The organism is Litoreibacter roseus (genome assembly GCF_009811795.1).
Classification (GTDB): Bacteria; Pseudomonadota; Alphaproteobacteria; order Rhodobacterales; family Rhodobacteraceae; genus Litoreibacter; species Litoreibacter roseus.
The window spans coordinates 515455-537011 of the sequence record NZ_BLJE01000002.1; the positions used below are offsets into that span (position 1 = coordinate 515455).

At 57.8% G+C, this 21557-nt stretch carries 24 protein-coding genes and 1 other RNA gene; 9 read left to right on the forward strand and 16 right to left on the reverse strand.

Features of this window, described 5'->3' with window-relative positions:
- Positions 1–27: 27 nt before the first annotated feature.
- The 4 genes from ccoP to ccoN are packed head-to-tail and all read right to left on the reverse strand — an operon-like array spanning position 28 to position 3529.
- A complete protein-coding gene (ccoP, locus tag KIN_RS09515) occupies positions 28–912 on the reverse strand; it encodes a cytochrome-c oxidase, cbb3-type subunit III (RefSeq protein WP_174239111.1) in 885 nt (294 codons plus the stop codon).
- Complete coding sequence (locus KIN_RS09520; RefSeq protein ID WP_159806355.1) at positions 912–1127, reverse strand: cbb3-type cytochrome c oxidase subunit 3; 216 nt, start codon at positions 1125–1127, stop codon at positions 912–914. Before KIN_RS09520 ends, ccoP begins: the two co-directional genes overlap by 1 nt.
- An 11-nt stretch (positions 1128–1138) precedes the next feature.
- Entirely contained in the window at positions 1139–1918 is a 780-nt protein-coding gene (gene ccoO / locus KIN_RS09525) for a cytochrome-c oxidase, cbb3-type subunit II (protein WP_159806356.1), read from the reverse strand.
- A 12-nt stretch (positions 1919–1930) separates the two neighbouring features.
- Positions 1931–3529 (reverse strand): cytochrome-c oxidase, cbb3-type subunit I, encoded by a 1599-nt coding sequence (ccoN, locus tag KIN_RS09530; RefSeq protein WP_159806357.1) that lies wholly within the window; start codon positions 3527–3529, stop codon positions 1931–1933.
- A 190-nt stretch (positions 3530–3719) separates the two neighbouring features.
- Between ccoN and KIN_RS09535 the strand changes: the two genes are divergently transcribed.
- Positions 3720–4559 carry a universal stress protein gene (locus KIN_RS09535; RefSeq protein WP_159806358.1) on the forward strand — a complete coding sequence of 280 codons (840 nt, stop codon included), beginning with the start codon at positions 3720–3722 and terminating at the stop codon, positions 4557–4559.
- A 14-nt stretch (positions 4560–4573) separates the two neighbouring features.
- Here KIN_RS09535 and fnrL read toward each other — a convergent pair whose 3' ends face one another.
- Positions 4574–5311, reverse strand: a complete 738-nt coding sequence (fnrL, locus tag KIN_RS09540) for a transcriptional regulator FnrL (RefSeq protein WP_159806359.1) — start codon at positions 5309–5311, stop codon at positions 4574–4576.
- A 174-nt stretch (positions 5312–5485) separates the two neighbouring features.
- Between fnrL and KIN_RS09545 the strand changes: the two genes are divergently transcribed.
- The gene (locus tag KIN_RS09545) at positions 5486–6226 is read left to right on the forward strand and encodes a sulfite exporter TauE/SafE family protein (protein WP_159806360.1); all 741 of its coding nucleotides are present in this window, start codon (positions 5486–5488) and stop codon (positions 6224–6226) included.
- Here KIN_RS09545 and KIN_RS09550 read toward each other — a convergent pair.
- From KIN_RS09550 to clpS, 3 genes are read right to left on the reverse strand one after another with little or no spacing between them, the layout of a single operon-like run.
- Positions 6223–7029, reverse strand: coding sequence for an SDR family NAD(P)-dependent oxidoreductase (locus KIN_RS09550; protein WP_159806361.1), 807 nt, complete (start codon positions 7027–7029; stop codon positions 6223–6225). The two genes, KIN_RS09545 and KIN_RS09550, sit on opposite strands and share 4 nt — an antisense overlap.
- Positions 7030–7067: 38 nt before the next feature.
- Positions 7068–8039, reverse strand: coding sequence for a class I SAM-dependent methyltransferase (locus KIN_RS09555; protein ID WP_159806362.1), 972 nt, complete (start codon positions 8037–8039; stop codon positions 7068–7070).
- Between the two features lie 43 nt (positions 8040–8082).
- Positions 8083–8403, reverse strand: coding sequence for an ATP-dependent Clp protease adapter ClpS (clpS, locus tag KIN_RS09560; RefSeq protein WP_159806363.1), 321 nt, complete (start codon positions 8401–8403; stop codon positions 8083–8085).
- 109 nt (positions 8404–8512) lie between these two features.
- Here clpS and KIN_RS09565 point away from each other — a divergent pair, with 109 nt between their 5' ends.
- Positions 8513–9217 (forward strand): HAD family hydrolase, encoded by a 705-nt coding sequence (locus KIN_RS09565; RefSeq protein ID WP_159806364.1) that lies wholly within the window; start codon positions 8513–8515, stop codon positions 9215–9217.
- Here KIN_RS09565 and KIN_RS09570 read toward each other — a convergent pair.
- From KIN_RS09570 to KIN_RS09590, 5 genes are all read right to left on the reverse strand, one after another.
- Positions 9214–10035: a DJ-1/PfpI family protein gene (locus KIN_RS09570; protein ID WP_207710123.1), complete on the reverse strand. Its 822-nt coding sequence runs from the start codon at positions 10033–10035 to the stop codon at positions 9214–9216. The genes KIN_RS09565 and KIN_RS09570 overlap by 4 nt on opposite strands.
- A 468-nt stretch (positions 10036–10503) precedes the next feature.
- A complete protein-coding gene (gene recR / locus KIN_RS09575; protein WP_159806365.1) occupies positions 10504–11103 on the reverse strand; it encodes a recombination mediator RecR in 600 nt (199 codons plus the stop codon).
- A gap of 25 nt (positions 11104–11128) precedes the next feature.
- Entirely contained in the window at positions 11129–11473 is a 345-nt protein-coding gene (locus KIN_RS09580) for a YbaB/EbfC family nucleoid-associated protein (RefSeq protein WP_159806366.1), read from the reverse strand.
- A 51-nt stretch (positions 11474–11524) separates the two neighbouring features.
- Entirely contained in the window at positions 11525–12025 is a 501-nt protein-coding gene (locus KIN_RS09585; RefSeq protein WP_159806367.1) for a GNAT family N-acetyltransferase, read from the reverse strand.
- The gene (locus KIN_RS09590) at positions 11997–13757 is read right to left on the reverse strand and encodes a DNA polymerase III subunit gamma/tau (RefSeq protein WP_159806368.1); all 1761 of its coding nucleotides are present in this window, start codon (positions 13755–13757) and stop codon (positions 11997–11999) included. The genes KIN_RS09585 and KIN_RS09590 overlap by 29 nt, the downstream gene beginning before the upstream one ends.
- Before the next feature lie 164 nt (positions 13758–13921).
- Between KIN_RS09590 and KIN_RS09595 the strand changes: the two genes are divergently transcribed.
- Positions 13922–14668, forward strand: coding sequence for a hypothetical protein (locus tag KIN_RS09595; protein ID WP_159806369.1), 747 nt, complete (start codon positions 13922–13924; stop codon positions 14666–14668).
- Positions 14669–14800: 132 nt separating this feature from the next.
- On the opposite strand, the gene KIN_RS09600 is transcribed toward KIN_RS09595, so the two are convergent.
- Positions 14801–15358 carry a TetR/AcrR family transcriptional regulator gene (locus tag KIN_RS09600; protein ID WP_159806370.1) on the reverse strand — a complete coding sequence of 186 codons (558 nt, stop codon included), beginning with the start codon at positions 15356–15358 and terminating at the stop codon, positions 14801–14803.
- 86 nt (positions 15359–15444) lie between these two features.
- On the opposite strand from KIN_RS09600, the gene KIN_RS09605 reads away from it, so the two are divergent.
- On the forward strand, positions 15445–16308 hold the full coding sequence (locus tag KIN_RS09605) for an alpha/beta hydrolase family protein (RefSeq protein ID WP_243144882.1): 864 nt from the start codon (positions 15445–15447) through the stop codon (positions 16306–16308).
- 9 nt (positions 16309–16317) lie between these two features.
- On the opposite strand, the gene ffs is transcribed toward KIN_RS09605, so the two are convergent.
- An RNA gene (gene ffs, locus KIN_RS09610) (signal recognition particle sRNA small type) lies at positions 16318–16414 on the reverse strand.
- A 97-nt stretch (positions 16415–16511) separates the two neighbouring features.
- Between ffs and nudC the strand changes: the two genes are divergently transcribed.
- Together nudC and KIN_RS09620 are read left to right on the forward strand one after the other, a co-directional pair.
- Positions 16512–17480: an NAD(+) diphosphatase gene (gene nudC / locus KIN_RS09615; protein ID WP_159806371.1), complete on the forward strand. Its 969-nt coding sequence runs from the start codon at positions 16512–16514 to the stop codon at positions 17478–17480.
- Between the two features lie 47 nt (positions 17481–17527).
- Positions 17528–18016, forward strand: a complete 489-nt coding sequence (locus tag KIN_RS09620; RefSeq protein ID WP_159806372.1) for an SRPBCC family protein — start codon at positions 17528–17530, stop codon at positions 18014–18016.
- Here the strand turns inward: KIN_RS09620 and KIN_RS09625 are convergent.
- A complete protein-coding gene (locus KIN_RS09625; protein WP_159806373.1) occupies positions 18013–18846 on the reverse strand; it encodes a prephenate dehydratase in 834 nt (277 codons plus the stop codon). The two genes, KIN_RS09620 and KIN_RS09625, sit on opposite strands and share 4 nt — an antisense overlap.
- Positions 18847–18950: 104 nt before the next feature.
- Between KIN_RS09625 and KIN_RS09630 the strand changes: the two genes are divergently transcribed.
- Together KIN_RS09630 and KIN_RS09635 are read left to right on the forward strand one after the other, a co-directional pair.
- Complete coding sequence (locus tag KIN_RS09630) at positions 18951–19469, forward strand: c-type cytochrome (protein WP_159806374.1); 519 nt, start codon at positions 18951–18953, stop codon at positions 19467–19469.
- Positions 19470–19635: 166 nt separating this feature from the next.
- Complete coding sequence (locus tag KIN_RS09635; RefSeq protein ID WP_159806375.1) at positions 19636–21555, forward strand: extracellular solute-binding protein; 1920 nt, start codon at positions 19636–19638, stop codon at positions 21553–21555.
- The last annotated feature ends 2 nt before the right edge of the window (positions 21556–21557 follow it).

The following is a 21557-nucleotide window of genomic DNA, read 5'->3' on the forward strand; positions in this document are numbered from 1 at the left end:
TTGGCGATCCTCCAGCAACACCATTTGCTACTCTGTCGCGGGTTGCTCGCCGCCACCAAGCTGGTGGACATAGGCGGCAACCGCGTTGACCTCGGCGTCACTCAGACGAGGCGACCACGGGGGCATCACGCCGAAACGGGAATAGGTGATCGTCTCGGTCAGCGCCTCGCGATCCCCGCCGTAAAGCCAGATGGCATCGGTTAGATTGGGTGCCCCCAAACTGTCATCACCCATACCGGCTTCGCCGTGGCAGGCTGTACACTGTTCCTCAAACAGGATTGTGCCTTCAGCAGCCATCGCGGCATCATGCTGCTGACCAGAGATCGAGCGGACGTATTCGACCAGATTTGTGATCTCCTGCTCTTCAAGCAACTCACCGAAGGCGGGCATTTCTGACCAGTGTGCGTCGCTGTCGACCTCGTTGCGAATACCGTGTCGCACTGTGTAGGCGATCTCTTCAATTTCGCCGCCCCAGAGCCAGTCGTCGTCCAAAAGGTTCGGGTAGCCCACAGCCCCCGCCGCACCCGAGCCGTGGCACTGAGAACAGTAAGTCCGGAACACGGCAGCCCCGCCGGCAATGGCATACCGGTTCAACATCTGATCCTCACTCAGGGACGCCAGATCGACCGAGGCGAGCGCTGCGGTCAGTGTGGCATTCTGCGCTTCGACCGCCTCAATCTGCTGGACGACCTCGCCGCGTGTGGAATACCCAAGCAATCCGCCCGTCGCGCGGTTGACCAAAGGCCAGGCCGGGTAGGCGACCGTATAAAGCACCGCCCAAACGATGGTTGCGTAAAATGCCCAGAGCCACCAGCGCGGCAGGGGGTTGTTCAACTCCTTGATGCCGTCCCATTCGTGGCCCGTGGTGTCGATTCCGGTGACGTCGTCGATGTCTTTTTCGTTGTGATCCATCACTGCGCCCCTTCCGTCTGAGGTTTTTGTGTGTTGCAGGCGTCCGTGCGGTCAGCCTGTTCCAGATCATCGCGCAGGGGGATTTGCGCGATCTCGTCATGGGTGGGACGACTGCCCGGACGAAAGGCCCAGACGATCGCGGTGATGAAGAAGGCGAACATGGCCAGAAGGACCCAGCTGTCAGCCAACTGTCTGAGGAAGGAATAGGTGTCCATATCAGGTCCCCTTATCGGCTTGCATCTGGTGTGAAGGTCGAGAAGTCGACAAGCGTGCCAAGCATCTGAAGATAGGCGATCAGTGCGTCCATCTCCGTCAATTGGGGCTGGCCGTCGAAATTGCTGACCACCGCGTTCGGATAGCGCGCGACCAGATCGTCCCAGTCACTGTCAGGGTCACCCTGATTGCGGAAGTCGGCTTCGGCGGCAGCGATCATCTCGTCCGTATAGGGCACACCGACAAAGCGGTGGGTCCGCATCAGATCGGCGACATGCTCCGGGTTGATGGTCGTTTCTGCCAGAAACGCGTATTTCGGCATGATCGATTCCGGCACGACCGATTGTGGGTCCATGAAGTGGTCTACATGCCAGTCATCGGAATACCGCCCCCCCACGCGGGCCAGATCAGGGCCCGTGCGCTTAGAACCCCACTGGAACGGATGGTCATACATAGACTCCGCAGCCAGCGAGTAGTGCCCGTACCGTTCAACCTCGTCCCGCATGGGCCGGATCATCTGGGAATGGCAGACATAGCAGCCTTCCCGCACATAGATGTCCCGGCCCGTCAGCTCCAAGGGGGAATAGGGGCGGACGCCGTCGACCTCTTCGATGGTGTTTTCAAGATAGAACAGCGGTGCAATCTCGACGATCCCACCGATACTGACCACCAAAAAACTGAAGATCAGCAACAACGTGGGGCTGCGTTCAAGGATCGCGTGCTTGGCCAGAAAACGCTGGGTTTTCGTTGGCTTCTGCGCAGGCTCATTCGGGGTGGTGTTTACATCACTCATGGGACGCGCTCCTTATTCTGCCGGGGTTGCCACAGGGGCTGTAACGGTGCGCCCGCCCCGGATGGTCATCCACATGTTCCAGACCATGATCAGGCCGCCGGCAAGGTAAAGCACCCCACCCAGGCCGCGGACGACATACATCGGGAATTTGGCGCTGACAGTGTCGGCGAAGGAATTGACGAGGAACCCTTGGTCATCGACCTCACGCCACATCAAGCCCTCCATGATGCCGGATACCCACATTGATGCGGCATACAGCACGATGCCGATGGTCGAGAGCCAGAAGTGCCAGTTGATCGCCGCCATCGAGTGCATCTGCGTCCGCCCCCAGAGGCGTGGTGTCAGGAAGTAGAGCGCGGCAAAGGTGATCATACCGTTCCACCCCAGGGCGCCCGAATGCACGTGGCCGATGGTCCAGTCGGTGTAGTGGCTAAGCGAGTTGACGGCCCGGATCGACATCATTGGACCCTCGAATGTCGACATGCCATAGAAGCCGAGGCTGACCACCATCATGCGGATGATCGGGTCTGTCCGCAGCTTGTCCCACCCCCCTTGCAGGGTCATCAGACCGTTGATCATCCCGCCCCACGAGGGCATCCAAAGGACGATCGAGAATACCATGCCAAGGGTCGAGGCCCAGTCAGGCAGCGCCGTGTAGTGCAGGTGGTGCGGTCCAGCCCAGATATAGAGGAAGATCAGCGCCCAGAAGTGGATGATGCTGAGTTTGTAGGAATAGACAGGGCGGCCCGCCTGCTTTGGCACGAAGTAATACATCATGCCAAGGAAACCCGCCGTCAGGAAGAAACCCACCGCGTTGTGGCCGTACCACCACTGGGTCATCGCGTCCTGTACGCCCGAGAAGACCTGCACTGATTTGGAACCCCAGATCGAGACGGGGATCGACAGGTTGTTGACAATATGCAGCATCGCAACGGTGACGATGAAGCTGAGCAGGAACCAGTTGGCGACATAGATGTGTTTCTCGCGCCGGGTGAAGATCGTGCCGAGGTAAACAACAAGGAAGGCGACCCAGACAATGGTCAGCCAGATATCTACGTACCATTCCGGCTCTGCATATTCCTTGGATTGGGTGGATCCCAGAAGGTAGCCTGTGGCGGCCAGAACGATGAACAGGTTGTAACCCCAGAAGACGAACCAAGCGAGGTTGCCGCCCCAAAGACGGACGCCGCTTGTGCGCTGGACGATGTAGAAGGACGACATGATCAGCGCGTTGCCTCCGAACGCAAAGATTACCGCGCTTGTGTGCAGGGGTCTCAGCCGTCCGAAGTTGGCATAGGGTTGTGCCCACTCGATGTTGAGCGCAGGGAACGCCAGTTGGAAGGCAATATAAGTACCCGCCAGAAACCCGACGACGCCCCAGCCTGCCGTGGCAATCGCGCCCGCCCGGATGGGACCATCCATGTAGCCGTTGGCGTCCACGACCGGACGAGGCTCGTCCACGCGGCGCACTGTCCACAGAAAGAGCCCGCCCGCGGTGAACATCAGGATGATTGCATGAACCTGGTAGGCAAGGTCGAGTGCCCAGTTGGCCGCAATCGCGCAAAACAACGTTATCACCCCGAGGGTGATTAACTTCACGGCGTCTATCATATGGTGTGTCCCCTATCTTGAGGCCGACTCGGTCGGACTGCCCTGTTCGCGGCCACACCATGAGCAAGACGACGCCGAGTGCGCTTTGATCTGCATCAAACCGCAAAGGGATAGGACTTGCGGGCGATCAAGGCTGTTGCACAAACACCTTGCAAGACTGTTCGAAAGACACCTTGCGGAGAGTTCAGAGATGGCCATTCGAACGATTTCGACATTTCTTCATGGTGCCGCGCCAAATACAGACACCCTTGAAGCTACGATAGAATTCGCGCGCCGCCGCGATGCGCATCTGTCTGTCATGGTGGCCTCGGTCAACGATGTTGATCCGGGCTTCTATTATGCGGGTATGCACGCAATCACCATTGCCAGCGCGGTCAAAGACGCTCAGGGCGAACTGGAGACACTTTACCAGATGATCGAAGCCCGGTTGGAGCCGGAGGATATCAAATGGGACCTGGCGCAGGCCACGGTTCTGCCTGGGACGCTTGCAAACTTCGTTGGTGACCGCGGACGGTTTTCGGATCTGATGATCCTGCCGCAGCCCTATGCCGAGGGCGGCCTGCCTGAGGACGCCACCGCGATTGAAGCTGCGCTCTTTTCTGCAAAGACACCCTTGCTGGTGCTGCCGGAACACATGACCGTTATTCCCAATTTTGAGCGAGTTCTTCTGGCGTGGGACGAAGGGGATCAGGCGCTAAAGGCGGCGCGTGGTGCGATGGGTTTCCTTGCGGGTGCGCAGGAGACGTTCATCACCATCATCGACCCACCAAGACATGGCCCAGACCGGTCCGATCCCGGTGGCCAACTGGCGCAGATGATCCACCGGCACGGGGGGAAGGCGAATGTCGCAGTGCTTGGTCGATCAGAGGGGCGCATTTCCGACATTCTGCTGCGCCGTGCGCGGGAACAGGGGTGCGATCTGATTGTGATGGGCGGTTACGGTCATTCCCGCATGCGCCAGTCTGTCCTAGGTGGTACGACGAGGCGCATGCTTGAGATCAGCGACCTGCCGATCTTCATGATGCACTGAGCCGGTATGATGTACTAGGCCAGCGCGGCGTCCCATGTCTCACCCGTCTCTGAAATGAGTAGGCCAAGATCAGGGACGACGACCCCGCGCTGGCCAGATAGCTCTATCAGCCCGTCTGACTTCAGTTGCGACAACTGTCTGCTAACTGTCTCCAGCGTGAGACCGAGATAATTCGACATGGCTTCGCGCGTGAGCGGCAAATTGAATTCTGTGTGTGACGGAACCTGCGCGCCGCGTTTCGGCGACATCCGCCGTGCAATCAGAACCAGAAGGCTCGCGATCTTTTCACGGGCGGTTTTACGACCTAGCAGCAGCATCCATTCTCGTGCGGCATCAAGCTCGTCCATCGACATTTCCAACAAGCGGTTGCTGATGTTTGGCGTGCTCTGGACCAGTTGCTCGAACGGCTTCCTGCGGAAGCAGCACACCTTCACATCGGTAATCGCTGTTACATCAAAGGGCGCGACCCCGCGTCCGGGCCGTCCAATGAAATCCGAGGGCAGCAGAAGACCAACCATTTGTGTGCGCCCGTCTTCCATAGATTGGCTGATCGTGGCGACCCCCTCGATTAGGGAGGCCACATGATCCAATGGGTCGCCCCGCCAGAGGATTGGCTGGCCCGCATCGTAACTGCGGTAATACTTGATCTCTTCCAGCTTGCGCAGTTCGTCGCCTTCGCACTTTGAACAGACCGCGTTGTGCCGGATCGGACAATCCTTGCAATTGGGCATGGTCGTCGTGGTGCGTATCATCACGTTCTCCCGGGGCATGCGCTGCGTTTCTCGATACACTATAGGCATCGTTTCGAACAGGTGCGAGGTGCTGCGTCGCTTTATAATGCTTCTGTCGGTGTTGCGGGATGTTTCGTTGCGAAAGGCCGCAGGGTTTGCCTACAAGAGAGGCCTTGAGATCTCTGGGACACGTGGATGGACACAAATGTACTCTTGGTGGCCGGAGGGGCGTTTTTGCTGGCCGGTCTAGTCAAAGGGGTTGCTGGCATGGGGTTGCCGACGGCCGCCATTGGCCTGATGACCCTTATGCTGGATCCGCGGACTGCTATCTCCCTTATTTTCTTTCCGATGATCGGCTCTAACGCGTGGCAGATCTACCGATCCGGCGAACTGATAAGGACGGTGAAGACCTATCGGATCTTTGCCATTGCTCTGTTTTTCGCGGTGATCGTGACATCAATCCTGACCAGGTCCGCAGGCGATCAGACCTTGCTGGCCGCACTGGGCGGTGTGATCCTGCTTTTTGTTGCCGTCAGTTGGTGGGGGTGGGTGCCACGGCTACCTGACCGGTATGACTCAGCCGCGCAGCTGGGTTTTGGCCTTTTTGGCGGTGTGATCGGTGGCATGACTGTCGGGTGGGCCGCGCCGCTAGCGATATATTTGACAACCAGAGGCGTCGACAAGGATGAGTTCGTGCGGGCCACCGGATTTCTGATCTTTGTGGGCAGTCTGCCGCTGTGTGCAGCCTATGTTCAGCTTGGGTTTCTGACGGGGCCACTGGCGGGCATATCCATCGCGATGCTGGTACCGACCCTGATCGGGTTTTCGCTGGGTGAAGTGTTGCGGGGGAAGATGTCTGTCACCGTCTTCAGAAATACCATTCTGCTCGTCTTTACCGCACTGGCACTGAACCTGTTGAGGCGCGCGTTCTTCTAGTGGGCAGGTGTTTCAACGGGATCCAGAAGGGAGCGTCCGCCGTCCACCGTCATGATCTGCCCCGTCATGAACCCCGCGCCCTCAGAGCTGAGGAATTGAACGGCATCCGCAACCTCACCCGGCGCCGCGATCCGAGCCAAAGGCGTGTGATCCACGATATCGTCCCGCAGGCCTTCTGTTTCCTTAAGCGCCGATTTCAGACTGGCGCTCATCACAGATCCGAAGGCCACAGCGTTGACACGGATATGGTGGGGGGCCAGTGCAACGGCAAGCGTGCGGGTCATCTGGTCCATTGCGGCGGTTGCAATTGAAAATCCCATAAGGCCCGGACGGGTGCGACCCGCCGCGATGGACGAGAGGTTGACGATGGAACCTGCCGTTTCAGATCCGCCGTCCTGTTCGGACTGTTTTATCATGCGTTTCGCGATCAACTGGCTCAGCTTCAGGCTGGCCAGAAGGTTCTGGTGCAAGAGTTGCTCGACGCTGTCGTCCTCGTCATCCAGTGGGTCTGTGGTCAGAACCTGCCGGGAAGCGTTCACCAGAATATCGACCCGATCAAAGGCGTCGAGCGTAGCGGACAGAAGGTTGGCCTGAGACAGCTTCTCCCGCAGATCGCAGGAAAATGAGCGCGCTGCGCCGTCCTGATCGTCGGCATTGTCGATCTCTTGGCGCAGGCGTGCCTCGTCCCGGTCCGCCAGCATCACATTTGCCCCGTTGGCCACGAATTGGCGGGCGATTGCAAGACCGACGCCATTTGCCGCGCCCGTTATGATGGCGGTCTTGCCCGCGATTGAAAATGACATGGGAAGAAGTCTCCGACCTATGTGGACCGCATGACCTGCTAGGCGTTCGCCGTCTTGGGTTTGCGGGCGCGGAAGATTTTATAGCCGTTCTGCTGGAGCACGGTGTCCACGTCCTTAAACACCCTGCCGAGTGTTTGTTCATAGGGCAAATTGCGGTTCGCAACAATCCACGCTTCGCCTTTGGGTTGCAGAATTGCGGCGGCCCGCTTGAGGAATGCCTGACCGATTACCGGATCCGGTTGGCGGGATGTATGAAAAGGCGGGTTGGTGACAACGACATCATAGCTACCCTCTACTTCCCGGGCGTCTGTCCATTTGAAGACAGCTCTTTGATCCGGGACGTTGACCTTCGCCATTTCCAAAGCCGTATGATCCGCCTCAATCAAATCCAGTCGCACAACGTCAGGCGACAGCAAGATATGTCGCGACAAATATCCCCAACCCGCCCCAAGATCAGCAACCTTGCCCGACAGTTCTGGCAAGGTCTCCGCCAGCAGGCGTGACCCCCGGTCTGCGCCGTCAGCAGAAAAGATGCCCGGAACTGTTGTGAAGCCGTTTTCCAGATGCGCCGGTTTCGGGCGCCATTCATCGATGTTGGGCGGGCGCAGCGGACGGATGAACCAGACCAGCTTCCCATGCGCCTTCGAATAGCTGCCTTCGAGTGCCACATGATATCTGAGCGTCTTGATGACGCTTTCGACGCCGTCGGTCTTGTCGCCATCCAGAATGATCAGGCCACCTTCCGCCGTGTTGTCCATCGCTGAGGCGATCAGAGCCAAAGTTGCGTCCTTCGACCTGTGACAATGAACAATCGACACCGCGACCTTTGTTTTGAATGTGGTATCAACGCCAATTCCGCGTCGAAGAAGCTGTGCATGATCGGGAAAGAATGACTGGCTTGCAATAAGGCGGCTGGGCTGAATGCCACAGATATCGATAGACCCCGGCGCGTTTATAAGACCGACCCGACCTGCCGGTGGAATGGAGAGCAGGCCGCGATCAAGGGCCATAGAGAGACGGGACGGAGACATATTTGCGAGAATAGGGCGGTGCCTATTCCTTTTCCATCGTGCACTGCAGGGGGTGCTGATTCCGGCGGGCAAAGTCCATCACCTGCGCCACCTTCGTTTCGGCGATCTCGAAGGCAAACACGCCGACCACTGCGACCCCTTTTTTATGAACCGTCAGCATGATCTCCACGGATTGCGCATGGTTGAGGCCAAAGAATCGCTCCAGCACCAGCACGACGAACTCCATCGGGGTGTAGTCATCGTTCAGCAGCAACACCTTGTAGAGAGGCGGCCGCTTGGTCTGCGGTTTTGTTGCAGTGATGACACCGGCCTCGCCGTCCGGGTCGTCGTCCTTGTCTGACATTTTTATCTGAAAGGGCTGCACGCGTGCTACCAACCTCTGAGTCTTTTGGGTGAATTGGCATTACTATATATGCGGGGTTCAGGTCCAGAAAAGGGTGTGCCTCTTTAAGATGAAGCAAAACTTAACAACCATCGGCTTTGATGCGGACGATACGCTCTGGCAGAACGAGGAATTCTTCCGTCTTACACAGGATCATTTTGCGGCGCTCCTGTCCGATTATGCCGATCCGGATCACCTCTCAGAGCGCCTGTTGCAGGCTGAGCGCAAGAACCTTGGGCAATATGGGTTCGGCATAAAAGGGTTTGTTCTGTCGATGATCGAAACTGCAATCGAGGTTACGGACAAGACCGTTCCGGCCACTGTCATCTCTCAGATTATCGAGGCAGGGCAGGAGATGTTGCGCCATCCCATTCATTTGCTGCCACACGCGGAAGAAACCGTTGGCAAACTGGCCGAACGGTTCAAGCTGGTCCTGATCACCAAGGGCGATCTTTTGCATCAGGAGCAAAAGCTGGCCCAGTCTGGTCTTGGAGAGATGTTTGACGCCGTGGAAATCGTGTCTGACAAGACGCCTCAAACCTACATCCGTGCCTTCATGCGCCACGGTGACGGACCTGACCGCGCGATGATGGTGGGCAATTCGATGAAATCGGATGTGGTGCCTGCGATTGATGCGGGTGGATGGGGCGTGCACGTGCCAGCCCGTTACGAGTGGGAGATGGAGAAGGCGGATGCCCCAGAAGGACATCCGCGGTTTCGCGTACTGAAGGACCTTGGCGCTTTGCCTTCCCTGTTGGATGCGCTGGGGCTCTAACGACGCAAAGCTGCCACCGCCCGGACGTGGCTTTCAAATCCTGCAAACATATGTGTGAGCCTGTCGGATACGTCCTGCGGTGCAGATGACATGTGACCCGCCGTCAATGGCGGCTCGGGCGCGTACTCGGCGAGAAGCTGCACGGTCTGCGCATATTCCGTGCCCCGTAGCTCTTCAATCACCGACAGACCGAAGTCGATCCCTGCCGTAACGCCGCCCCCGGTTATGCGGTTGCGATCCTGCACCACACGCTCGTCCACGGCTGTTGCGCCAAATGCGTCCATGGCGGGCATTGCAAGCCAGTGTGTCGCGGCGCGGTACCCGTCGAGCAGACCGGCCTGACCGAGGATCAGGGCCCCGGTGCAGACGGATGTGACGTATTTCGCCGACGCCCCCTGAGATGCAATGAACTCAATGGTCTCACTGTCCTCCATTGCATTGAGCGTGCCTGATATTCCGCCCGGAACGAACAGGACGTCAGGTGCCTCAACGGCCTCAGAAAACACGATATCGGGCAAAATGGTCAATTTTGTATCACTGACAATCGGCTCTCGCGATTTGGCCGCGATCTTTACTGTCGCGCCCCAGAGGCTGCCAAACATGTACTGCGGCCCCACTAGATCAAGGGCCGTCATTCCGGGATAGGCAAGCATTACGATCTGTTCTGAGCCGGTCCAGTCGGGCGGCCATCCCGACATATCGTGAAGCGGTACATCAAGGTCATCCCTGACCGAGGATGTAGGCGGAGAGGCTGCAGTCGCGCGTGCTGAAAGCAAGCCCAAGGCGGCGAGCACTGCAAACTGACGTCTGTCAATCATGGTGATATCCTGTCTGAAAATCTGAATGTAAGGGTTCAGACAGATAGGGGTGGTGCCCTCGCCGGGTTTGAGCGGGCTCTGACAAAACTGTTCGGACGGTATAGCCGACGATGTCGCCAGATGTTCTGCCGTTCAAATTGGATAACGGCAGGAATTGCGTGGACGCTGGTGACCGGTTGAGGGCCGATCTTCAGACAAGAATCATACTCTAACTCTTGGTTTTTGACGGGTTGGCCAGTGAGGTCCAGCGTAAGGGTGACAAGCCGGTCGCCAGTGCAGATGACGATCCGCGACATCCCGGGAAGAACCATGCTGATCCCGGCACCCATATGCGGCAGAACCAAGCTGCAAAGCAGTCCAAGGATGAGCACGCATCTCAGCATCTTGTCTCTGGCCGTTGAGGGGTTTCTTCCGAAAACATTTGAGTACAGTGCTACAGACCGCAGTCGTCATCAGTATGACAGATCGTCAAATGGCCTTGCGCGCCTTTAGTGCGGCTGAGATCGTGCCGTCGTCCAGATAGTCCAGTTCGCCGCCGATGGGCACGCCCTGGGCAAGGGATGTCACGGCGATCTGTCGTGCCTCTAACTGATCGGCGATATAATGGGCGGTCGTCTGACCGTCGATGGTGGCATTGAGCGCAAGGATGACCTCAGTCACCCCTTCGCTGGTCACGCGGTCCAGCAATTTGGGAATACGCAACTCATCCGGGCCAATCGCATCAAGCGCCGACAACGTTCCGCCCAGTACGTGATAGCGGCCCTTGAAAACCTGACCGCGTTCCATCGCCCAAAGGTCAGCGACATCCTCCACCACGCAGATCTCGCCCGTGGCGCGTTTTTCGCTTTCGCAAATGTCGCAGATATCCGTGGTGCCGATATTGCCGCAGTTGAGACATTCCCGCGCGGTTGCCGCAACCGTCTGCAACGTATCAGCCAGTGGCATCATCAGCAAACTGCGCTTCTTGATCATATGCAGCACAGCGCGACGCGCCGACCGCGGACCGAGACCGGGCAGCTTCGCCATCATCTCGATCAGCGCGTCGATGTCTTTGTTGCTTTGGGTCACGAGGCTGCGTGCCGCTCGTGTCGCGCTAGAATGGCAACTTCATGCCCGGCGGCAGGCCAAGACCCTCGGTCAGTTTGCCCATTTCATCCTGAGCCTTTTCAGACGCCTTCGCCTGCGCGTCCTTGATCGCTGCAAGGATCAGATCCTCGACGACTTCTTTTTCGTTCGGATCGAAAATGGACGGGTCGATGTCCAACCCAGTCAGTACGCCCTTGGCCGTTGCGGTTGCCTTGACCAGCCCTGCGCCGCTTTCGCCGGTCACTTCAATATTCTCGAGCCCTTCCTGCATTTCAGCCATCTTGGCCTGCATTTCCTGAGCCTTCTTCATCATCCCGGCCATATCGCCGAGTGATCCCAAACCCTTTAGCATCAATTTCTCCTTACGTGATCCAAAGCCAGAGATACGCTTCGGGATAAGTGATCACAAGCGTTTGGCGAACCAACTGCGCTCATGTATCAGTCCCATCGCCTGAAAGGCTGCCTTGGCGGTCGTGTTTGCGGTCCAGGTGTCCAGAGTGATTTCGGTGGCCTCGACATCTTGAGCCACGTTTTCTGCGGCTATGATTAATGCGCTAGCGAGGCCGCTTCGCCGAAAGTCAGGATCTACCACAATATGTTCAATGTGAAGGCGTCGGATTGCATAGGTAATCGGGGACTCAGGTCGATCTACGATTGAAAAGAACATATAAGCAGCAACGTCCTCGTTAGCTGTTCCGACAAAAACACCCGCGTCATCGGCTTCGATCTTTTCAGTGAAAAACTGATGCAACCATTTGGGATCACTCTCGAATTTGAAGCGGTCTGGGTAGGTTTCAGCATGCCAGCCCTGAACAATTTTGTTTAGCTTGACGAGCTCCTTCAGATCCTTGTCGCTAGCCGGGCGTACTCCAAGTCTAATCTTCTTCAAACGGGTCCCATTCATCTTCCACCTCAGGCAGGGCTTCGACGGCAGCTTCTTGTACTAGGTCTTCTGGGGTCTTGATGTCGATGATCTTTGCATCGGGAAAGATCGCGAAGGTCGCTTTGAGCAGGGGATGCTCGGCCGCCGCTGCTTTCAAAGCATTTGCTTCCGCGTCGCGCTCGGCCTGGAGGGTAGGCGCGCCACCGCTGCTGACGATGCTGACGCCCCATCTGTTGCCTGTCCATTGCTGCAGGCGGGCGCCTAGGCGTTGCGCGAAATCCGCAGGCGCGTCGCTGGTCGGTTGGAATTCGATCCGACCGGGGCTGTAACTGACAAGTTGAACGTATTTTTCTACCTCGATCAGAAGTTTGACGTCGCGGTTTGCGCGGATCAGGTGCAGCACGCTCTCAAATGTCGGAAACCGGGCCAGCGCCGTCTCGGGGTCTCTGGCCACGGCCATCGCCGCGCCACCGGAAGAGACGGTTGGTGACCGCGGCGCGGCCTGTTGCGGTGCGGCGGTTGCGGTTGGCTGAGCGAATGCCGGGGATTGTGGCGCAGCGCTTGCGGACGCAGGTGCCGTCGGCGGTGTGGTTTGTAGCTTTTTGACAAGCTCTTCGGGCGACGGCAGATCAGCCATATGGGTCAGCCGGATGACGGCCATCTCGGCGGCCATCATCGCGTTGGGTGCACTTGCGACCTCTTCCAGCGACTTCAGAAGTAACTGCCACATCCGTGACATTGCCCGCATGGGCAGTGCTTCGGCCATCATTTGACCGCGCGTGCGCTCGTCCGGACCAACGGTGGGATCTTCGGCAGCTTCTGGCGTGATCTTGATAACACTCACCCAATGGGTGATCTCGGCCAGATCACGCAGAACAGCCACCGGATCAGCGCCATCGGCATATTGCGCGCTCAGTTCCTGCAATGCGCCTGCGGCATCGCCCTTCATAATCAAGTCGAACAGATCGAGCACCCGACCACGGTCCGCCAGTCCCAGCATCGCGCGCACCTGTGCGGCGGTCGTTTCACCAGCGCCATGAGAGATTGCCTGATCCATCAGGCTCATCGCATCGCGGGCGGACCCTTCAGCGGCGCGCGTGATCAGTGCCAGCGCATCATCGGCAATCTCGGCGTTTTCCTGTGTCGCGATCCAGCGCAGGTGGTCGATCATCACCTCAGGCTCGATCCGACGAAGATCGAACCGCTGACAGCGTGATAGAACGGTCACCGGAACCTTGCGGATTTCGGTGGTCGCGAAAATGAATTTCACGTGCTCGGGGGGCTCCTCCAGCGTCTTCAAGAGCGCGTTGAACGCGCTGTTCGACAGCATGTGAACCTCGTCGATGATATAGATCTTATACCGGGCGGAGTTCGGGGCGTACTGAACCGAGCCAATGATGTTGTCCCGGACGTCATCGACGCGGGTCTGTGTTGCGCCGTCCATTTCCAAGACGTCTACATGGCGTCCGTCCATGATCGCAACACAATGCTCACACACGCCGCACGGTTCAGTCGTGGGCCCGCCCTGACCATCGGCGCCGATGCAATTCATGCCTTTAGCGATGATCCGCGCTGTGGTGGTTTTGCCAGTGCCGCGGATGCCCGTCATGATGAAAGCCTGTGCGATCCGGCCTGCGTCGAATGCGTTTTTCAGTGTGCGCACCATCGCATCCTGACCCCTGAGGTCGGCAAAGGTGGCGGGCCGGTACTTCCGCGCCAGAACCTGATACCCGGACTGGGTCGTGTCGCTCATGCTACCCCGCTGGATTCGATGCCGTCAGAACTTACGTCGCCCGCAGAGGGAGGTCCACCGAAAGGCGATTGGGCTAGGTTTTGGATATTGATCGCGCCAATCACAGGATGTATTCCACTGACTTTGTTTGAAGAACGATATCGCTCTACCGATCGGAGACAATTGTGAAGCCGTTCATTTTTCTGCTTATCCTCGCTAGCGCGTCCTGTGCAGCGGTTGGCCAACAACTCTATCCGAACTCTGTCGCCTCTAACGATCTTGATTTTATTATGGCAGACGACCCCGGCGCTTGCTGGTCAATTGCTGCAAAGGGGGGAGGGAGAACGGAAATGTATGATCCGCGGCGTGACATGCTGTTTGTTGACGGTGCTCTTCATTTCGACGTTAGCTTTCCTGACCAACTCCTCCGGATCAATGTCCATCCTGACGTCGGCGATCCCCGTCAACGCGCGGTAGAAGCGGCTGCATCTGTTTCCAGACTGCCGACCCAGATGAGGACTGAGCTAAGATATGTGAACATTCTGGATGGCGATGGGGCGGCATGGGAAGAGGCTTTGGGAGGCTTCTTTACTCTTTATGATGAGCTCATGGAACGTCGGCTGGCTGAGCACGATTTGGATGAAACGGTATTTCACGAAACTGCGCATGTCGCGCTGGACCCATTGCTTGCCAACAAGCCCGAATGGCGGTCAAATCAGCGCGCCGACAATAACTTCATAACGAGTTACGCGGCCAAAAACCCAAACAAGGAAGATATTGCCGAAAGCGCGTTGTTCGCATGGACACTTACGCATCATCCGGGACGGTTACCGGCAGATGTCGAGGCAGGCGTTCGTAGCGTCATACCCAACCGTTTAGACTACCTACGCAATGTTCTGGAAAGTTATACGCCGCCGTCTTGTCCCGCTTAGGGCAACTGACGTGCTCTTATGTCAGGTCGCAAAACCTGACATTGGCGCAATTACCGCGAAGGTGCGGCTTCTCCCACCGGGACGCAGCCTATAGCGTTTGAGCTCGTGTCCCCCGTCTCCAACAAAACTAGCTCACGCCCCAAAAACCAGCCCGGGTATTTTTCGGATGGGGTCGGCAGATTTGCGGGCGCGGGCGAGGTTCCAGGCGCCTTGGAGTGTGATCCAAATCGCCTCGGCCAGCTGGTCTGCGTGGCTTTTCTCCAACCCGTGTTCCCGTCCTTTCGCGGCCACGGCGGCAATCCAATCGTCAAAGATCGTGCGGGTCTTATCGCGAAACATGACGTTTTCAGGTGCCTCGAACAGGATCGATGAGATCGGACAGGTACGCCAATGATCTGACAGGTCGAAGAGCTTTGCCAGCTTGAAGCATAGCGTCGTGATGCCGTCTTGAAAGTCCCGGGCGTCGGCGAAGGCATCATCCAATATATGCAGCAGCTGGACTGAAGCCCAGTCGGCGGCGGCGAGGGCAAGATCAGCCTTCCCGTTAGGGAAGTGATAATAGAGTGATCCCTTGGGCGCGCTGCTAGCCGCCAGAATCTCGGCGACGCCGACACCGTGATAGCCACGTTCCTGAAACAGGCGGGCTGCGTTCGCGATAAGACGATCACGGGTGGAAAGGGTTTCTGACATCGTGGGTGTATCTCATGGCTAGACCGATTGGTCTACCGATGATATAGACCAAGTGGTCTAATGGAGTGCGCGCGATGGGATGTGAAATGAAGATGGTCCCCTACGGACAGCCGATTACGCAGGAAATCAGCGTGAGGTCTGGCGCGTCCAAACTTTCCGGGCGTCTCTATCATCCGACGGATACCCCGCGCGCGATTGTTATTCTGAACGGCGCGACCGGAGTACCGCAAAGTTTTTACACCGCCTTTGCCCGGTGGCTTGCGACGGAACAGAACATCGCCTGCGTCACCTATGACTACAGAGATTTCGGTCTATCGGCTGCAGGGCATCCGAAACTGTCGACGGCGACGATGGCTGACTGGGCCGTGCGCGATGCGCAGGCCGTCCGGGATTATGTCGCGACGACCTTGCCCGGGGCACCGATCTGGATCATCGGGCATTCGCTGGGCGCACTCACTCTGGCCTTTCAGGACCGGATGGATCGGGTCGACCGGGTGATCACTGTTGCGAGTGGGCCGGTTCACGTCAGCGATCACCCTTGGCCTTATCAGGGTGCTGCGCGGCTTTTCTGGTTTGCCCACGGTCCCGCAATGACAAGCGCCCTTGGCTACCTGCCGGGCCGTGCCACGGGAATGGGGTCCGATCTACCTGCGAGCGTTTACTGGCAATGGCGGCGCTGGTGTACGTCCCGCAGCTTCTTCGCGGACGATATCGGCTCTACCCTGCCTTATCCGGACTGGACGGCGATCACCTGTCCGGTCAAATTTGTAGCCGTCGCGGATGATCAGATGGTACCGCCTTCGGCTGTCTGGCGGTCGATGGAGTTCTACCGCGCGGCCCCAAAGCGCCAACTAACCCTGGAGCCTGCAAAATATGGCGTGCCGAAAATAGGCCATCTCGGGGCGTTTCGCCGCGCAAACGCAGCCTGTTGGGCCGATATCATAGCATAAGGGAAAGTGGGTGAGAGGCTGGACAACGACCCAAGCGGGGCTCGTTACGGCTGCTTCCTTCCGGATCTGACCGGGTTGGCGAGGCGCTCGCCCGCGCCAACCTCTCACCGATCCATATAGGTGTCGCCTGCGAGTCGCGCAAGCGGGGTTTGCCAAGGTCAAAGCGACATGGCATGACGCGGAACGCGATACCGGGAGCCCCAATGAAACACGCTGAAACCGTCACGTTTGGTGGCTCTCACCTTGACCGCGCCGCGGAATTGCGCGGCGATCCGGCTGCGCTGGAAGATATGCTTGCTGCGACCAACACCCGCGTTTTGCCAATCTGGCGGGGCAAACCCTTGGTCGCGGGGGACAGGCGTGATCAGGGGGGGTGGTTGCCCGCGTCGCATCCCATCTTTGCCGAGGCCGATGAAGCCCCGATCTTTCTGGGGCGGAGTGAGATGCAAACCGGCCTGTTTGCGCGGGACATCTCGTGCTGGGAGCCCGCGGATCTGGTGGACATGCAAGGGGCATTTTTCGATCCGACAGAGCAATGGCACCCGTCTGTGCCGGAGGATCACCGGTTCTCGGAATTGCGGGGCGTCATGACCCGCTTGTCTGCGCGGGACGCTGAATTGATCGCGAGCGCGAAGGCCATTCTGGGCTGGCATGAAAGCCACGGGTTCTGCGCCTATTGCGGCGCAAAGACGATGCTTGCGATGGCGGGCTGGCAGCGGGATTGCGAGGCGTGCGGCAGACATCACTTTCCACGCACTGATCCAGTGGTCATAATGCTCATCACCCACGGAAACGCGGTTTTGATGGGGCGCTCGCCGGGTTGGCCGGACGGCATGTATTCCTGCCTTGCCGGATTTGTAGAGCCCGGCGAGACGATCGAGGCCGCCGTTCGCCGCGAAGTCTTTGAGGAGGCGGGCATCCGCGTCGGGCACGTGGAGTATCTGGCAAGTCAGCCATGGCCATTCCCCGCGTCCCTGATGATCGGATGTCACGGCCATGCAGAAACCAGCGAGATCACCGTTGATCCAAGCGAGATCGAAGACGCCAAATGGGTGACCCGAGAGGAGATGCTTGAGACGTTCGCAGGCAACGATCCAGCGATGAAACCCGCTCGAAAGGGGGCCATTGCACATTTTTTGTTGCTCAATTGGCTGAAAGACACCCTTGATTAGGGGATGGATGGTACAGGGACAAAAACGAAGTTGAGCATTCGAGCAGAATGAGATTTTCGACGAAAGAAGACCTTGAGATCCCGATAGAGCAAACGTTTGAGATGCTATCGGATTTCGAAAACTACGAGCGCGCTGCGATTAAAAACGGCGCGGATGTGGTGCGTGTGGATCAAGCGACTGCCAAAGGCGTTGGCATGTCATGGCGTGCGACTGCGCCTGTTCGCGGACGGATGCGGTCCTTTGCCGTGACCCTAACGGAATATGAAAAACCCAGCGTTATGCGGTTTGACGCGGAATCCGGCGGGATGATCATCAACTTCGTTATCGATCTGGTGCCTTTGTCCCGCAATCGGACCCGCGTCCGGATGGAATTGGACATTCGACCGCGCACTCTTTCGGCACGGCTGCTGATGCAATCAGTGCGACTGGCCCGCAATACACTTAACCGCCGCTACAAACGACGCATCGCTAACTTTGGCGAAGATCTGGAAGACCGTTATGCCGCCGCCCTGCGCCGAGGGTCGTCTGGCGTCTAATCGCGGGAAAAGGCTGCGGGATAGGTGCCAAGGATACGTGTCTCGGAGGTAAAGTAATCCAACTCTTCCATCGCGCGTTGTACAGCAGGATCATCCGGGTGCCCCGCGATGTCGGCGTAAAACTGCGTCGCCGTGAATTCCCCGTCGACCATGTAGCTTTCCAGCTTGGTCATGTTAACGCCGTTCGTGGCAAATCCACCCATAGCCTTGTAAAGCGCCGCCGGAATGTTGCGGACGCGGAAAACGAAGGATGTGATCATATGGGTATCGCCGCGGCGGCTTGTGTCCGGTTCCCGCGACATGACCAGAAACCGCGTGGTATTCGTGTCGCTGTCTTCGATGTCGCGGGCCAAGAGGTCCAGCCCGTAGGTTTCGGCCGCAAGTTCTGAAGCAAGGGCACCGACATGGCGATCGTTTGTCTCGGCCAGATCGGCGGCGGCCCCGGCGCTGTCTGCGCTAGCCTCGGCCTTGATGTTATGCTTGGCTAAAAATTCCCGGCATTGGGGAATAAGCACCAGATGCGCCCGGACAAGCCGGATATCGTCCAGCTTCGCGCCAGGCAACGCCATAAGACTGATCCGGACCCGAACGAACGCCTCGTCAATGATGTGAAGTCCCGACGACGGCAGCAGGCGGTGAATGTCGGCCACCCGCCCGTAGGTCGTGTTCTCAACCGGAAGCATGGCCAGATCTGCAGCACCCGTTCGCACCGCTTCGATGACATCTTCAAACGTCGCGCAGGGCAGTGGATCGTAATCCGGGCGGGCGTCGATACAGGCCTGATGCGAATAGGCACCGGCTTCCCCTTGGAAGGCTATTTTAGGGTTCATTGAACTTTTCTTCACTTTGCGCGTTTGGTCGCGGGTCTATACCTTGCGGAAGGGCACTGGAAAAGAATAGATACCGCTCAAACGCCAAAGAGGTGAGAGACGATATGTTCGACACGATGACTTTTACCAAGATCCTAGGGGCCGTTTGTGGCTCGCTGCTGATTTTCCTGCTCGGTGGATGGGCCGGAGAAATTATCTACCACGGCGGTGGAGGTCATGGCGACGAACATGAACAGGCCTATGTGATCGAAGTCGAAGACAGCGCACCTGCCGAAGAGGAAGTTGAGGAAGTCGATTTTGCGTCGCTTATGGCGGAAGCCGATCCAGGCCGGGGTGAACGGGTGTTTTCAAAATGCCGCGCCTGCCACAAGCTGGAAGATGGCGCTAACGGAACGGGCCCGCACCTTTACGGTCTTGTCGGGCGTGACATTGGCGAAGTGGATGGCTTCAACTATTCTGGCGCATTGAGCGAAGTCGCCGAAGTCTGGACGCCGGAAAACCTCAACGGGTTCTTGGAAGCGCCACGCGACTGGGCTCCTGGCACATCCATGGGATTTGCCGGTTTGAACAGCGCAGAAGAGCGCGCAAACCTTATCGCCTATCTCGATACAATCGGCGGCTAAGATCAGCTGAATTTATGTCAGGCCGCGCCTTCGGGTGCGGCTTTTCTTTGCGCTATTGCCTGATATCCAAGGACACCTCACGAATTCTCAACTTGATTGTTGGGTGAAAGCCGACTCTGGTGGTCTATGTCGTTAAAAACGATATGTGAAATCCGGAGGAGCCTGCATGACACCCGAGCGTTCTACTGCCCAAACCGCCATAAGGCCAAATACCGAACCGACCGTTGGTTTGAACTGGATGTTGGGAAGTGCAGTCTCGGTTCTGATCATAGCCGCAACGACCTTTGCCACGAAGGCCGAGGAGGTTATCGTCTCGCATGGGTATTCGAGCTTCGGCGATCTAAAATACGGCCCCGATTTCGAACATTTGGATTACGTGAACCCGGACGCCCCAAAAGGCGGCGAGATCTCGACGTGGTCCTTGGGTAATTTCGACAGCTTCAACCAATATGCCCGGCAAGGTGTGGCGGCTGCGCTGAACACCATTGGTAGCGAATCTGTTCTGACGTCGACCGCAGATGACCCCTACGGCGCGTACTGTTTTTTGTGCGAGACGCTGACCTACGACGAGGATCTGACTTTCGTCACCTTCAAATTGCGCGAGGATGTGACCTTCTCTGACGGCTCGCCGATGACGGCTGCCGATGTCGAGTTCAGCAACAGATTATTTCTGGAGCAAGGCATTGCGGAATATCGGCGTATTGCTGAAGGGTTTGTGGACAGTATTGAGGTGGTCGATGACTACACGATCACCTTCCGATTCAACGAAAGCTCCCCCGTGCGCGACCGGATCGGTTTTGCGGGTGGTGGACCAGTTTTCTCGAAGACATGGTTCGAGGAAAATGACATTCGGCTCGACCAGAGCACGAACCGTCCTTTCCTGAGCACAGGGGCCTATGTGCTGGATAGCTTCGATTACAACCGGCAGGTCATCTACGCCCGAAATCCAGACTACTGGGGCGAGGGGATCCCCTTTAACATCGGGCGGAACAACTTCGACCGGATACGCGTCGAATATTTCGCGGACCGGGCCGCGGCGCTGGAGGCGTTCAAATCGGGGGACTACCACTTCCGTGCGGAAAGTGACGCCAAGGATTGGGCCACAGCCTACAACTTTCCGCGCGTTGACGATGGCACCGTTGTGCTGGAAACCACACCGGATGAGACCGTCGGCCCGATGCTATCTTTCGTCTTCAACCTTGATCGCGAGAAATGGCAAAACCCGGATGTGCGCCGCGCGATTTCTATGATGTTCAACTTTGAATGGACGAACGAGACGCTCTTCTACGGGCTGTTCAAGCGTCCGGTGTCTTTCTGGGAAAACACTGATCTTGCCGCAACGGGCCTGCCAACCGAGGCCGAGATTGCCCTATTGCAACCGCTGGTGGATGAAGGACTTCTGCCCGAAAGCATCCTGACCGAAGAGGCCGCGATGCCGCCTGAAAACCGACCCCGGGCCAACCAGCCCGCACGTGGCATGTACCGTGAGGCCGGACGTTTGCTGGACGACGCCGGATGGGAAGTCGGAGATGACGGAATGCGCCGGAAGAACGGCGAGGTCCTGTCGGTCAATATCATCCAGTACAACCCACTCTATGACCGCGTGGTGAACCCGTTCATCGAAAACCTCGAAGCACTTGGCGTTGCCGCAAATCTGGAGCGGATCGACACCGCCCAATATGTAGAGCGCCGCCGTAAGGGCGATTTTGATCTGACGAACCAAGGAATTCAGATGGGGTTTGAGCCATCTATCGGTCTCAAGCAGTGGTTTTCCTCTGAGACCGCCGATAACAGTTCGCGCAATCTCATGCGGTTGCGGGACCCTGCAGTGGATCGTATTTTACCGATCGTGATCGCGTCAGACACGCTTGAGGATTTGCAGACTTCCGTTCATGCCCTTGACCGTGTACTTCGCCATATCGGCTTCGCGATCCCGCAGTGGTACAAACAGGAATACTGGCTTGCCTACTATAAGATGTATCGCCATCCCGAGCCCCTGCCGCCGTTGGCCATCGGTCTCTATGATTTCTGGTGGTACGATGAAGAAGCCGCTGAAGAGCTGCGCGCCCAAGGTGTGCTGCGCTAGGT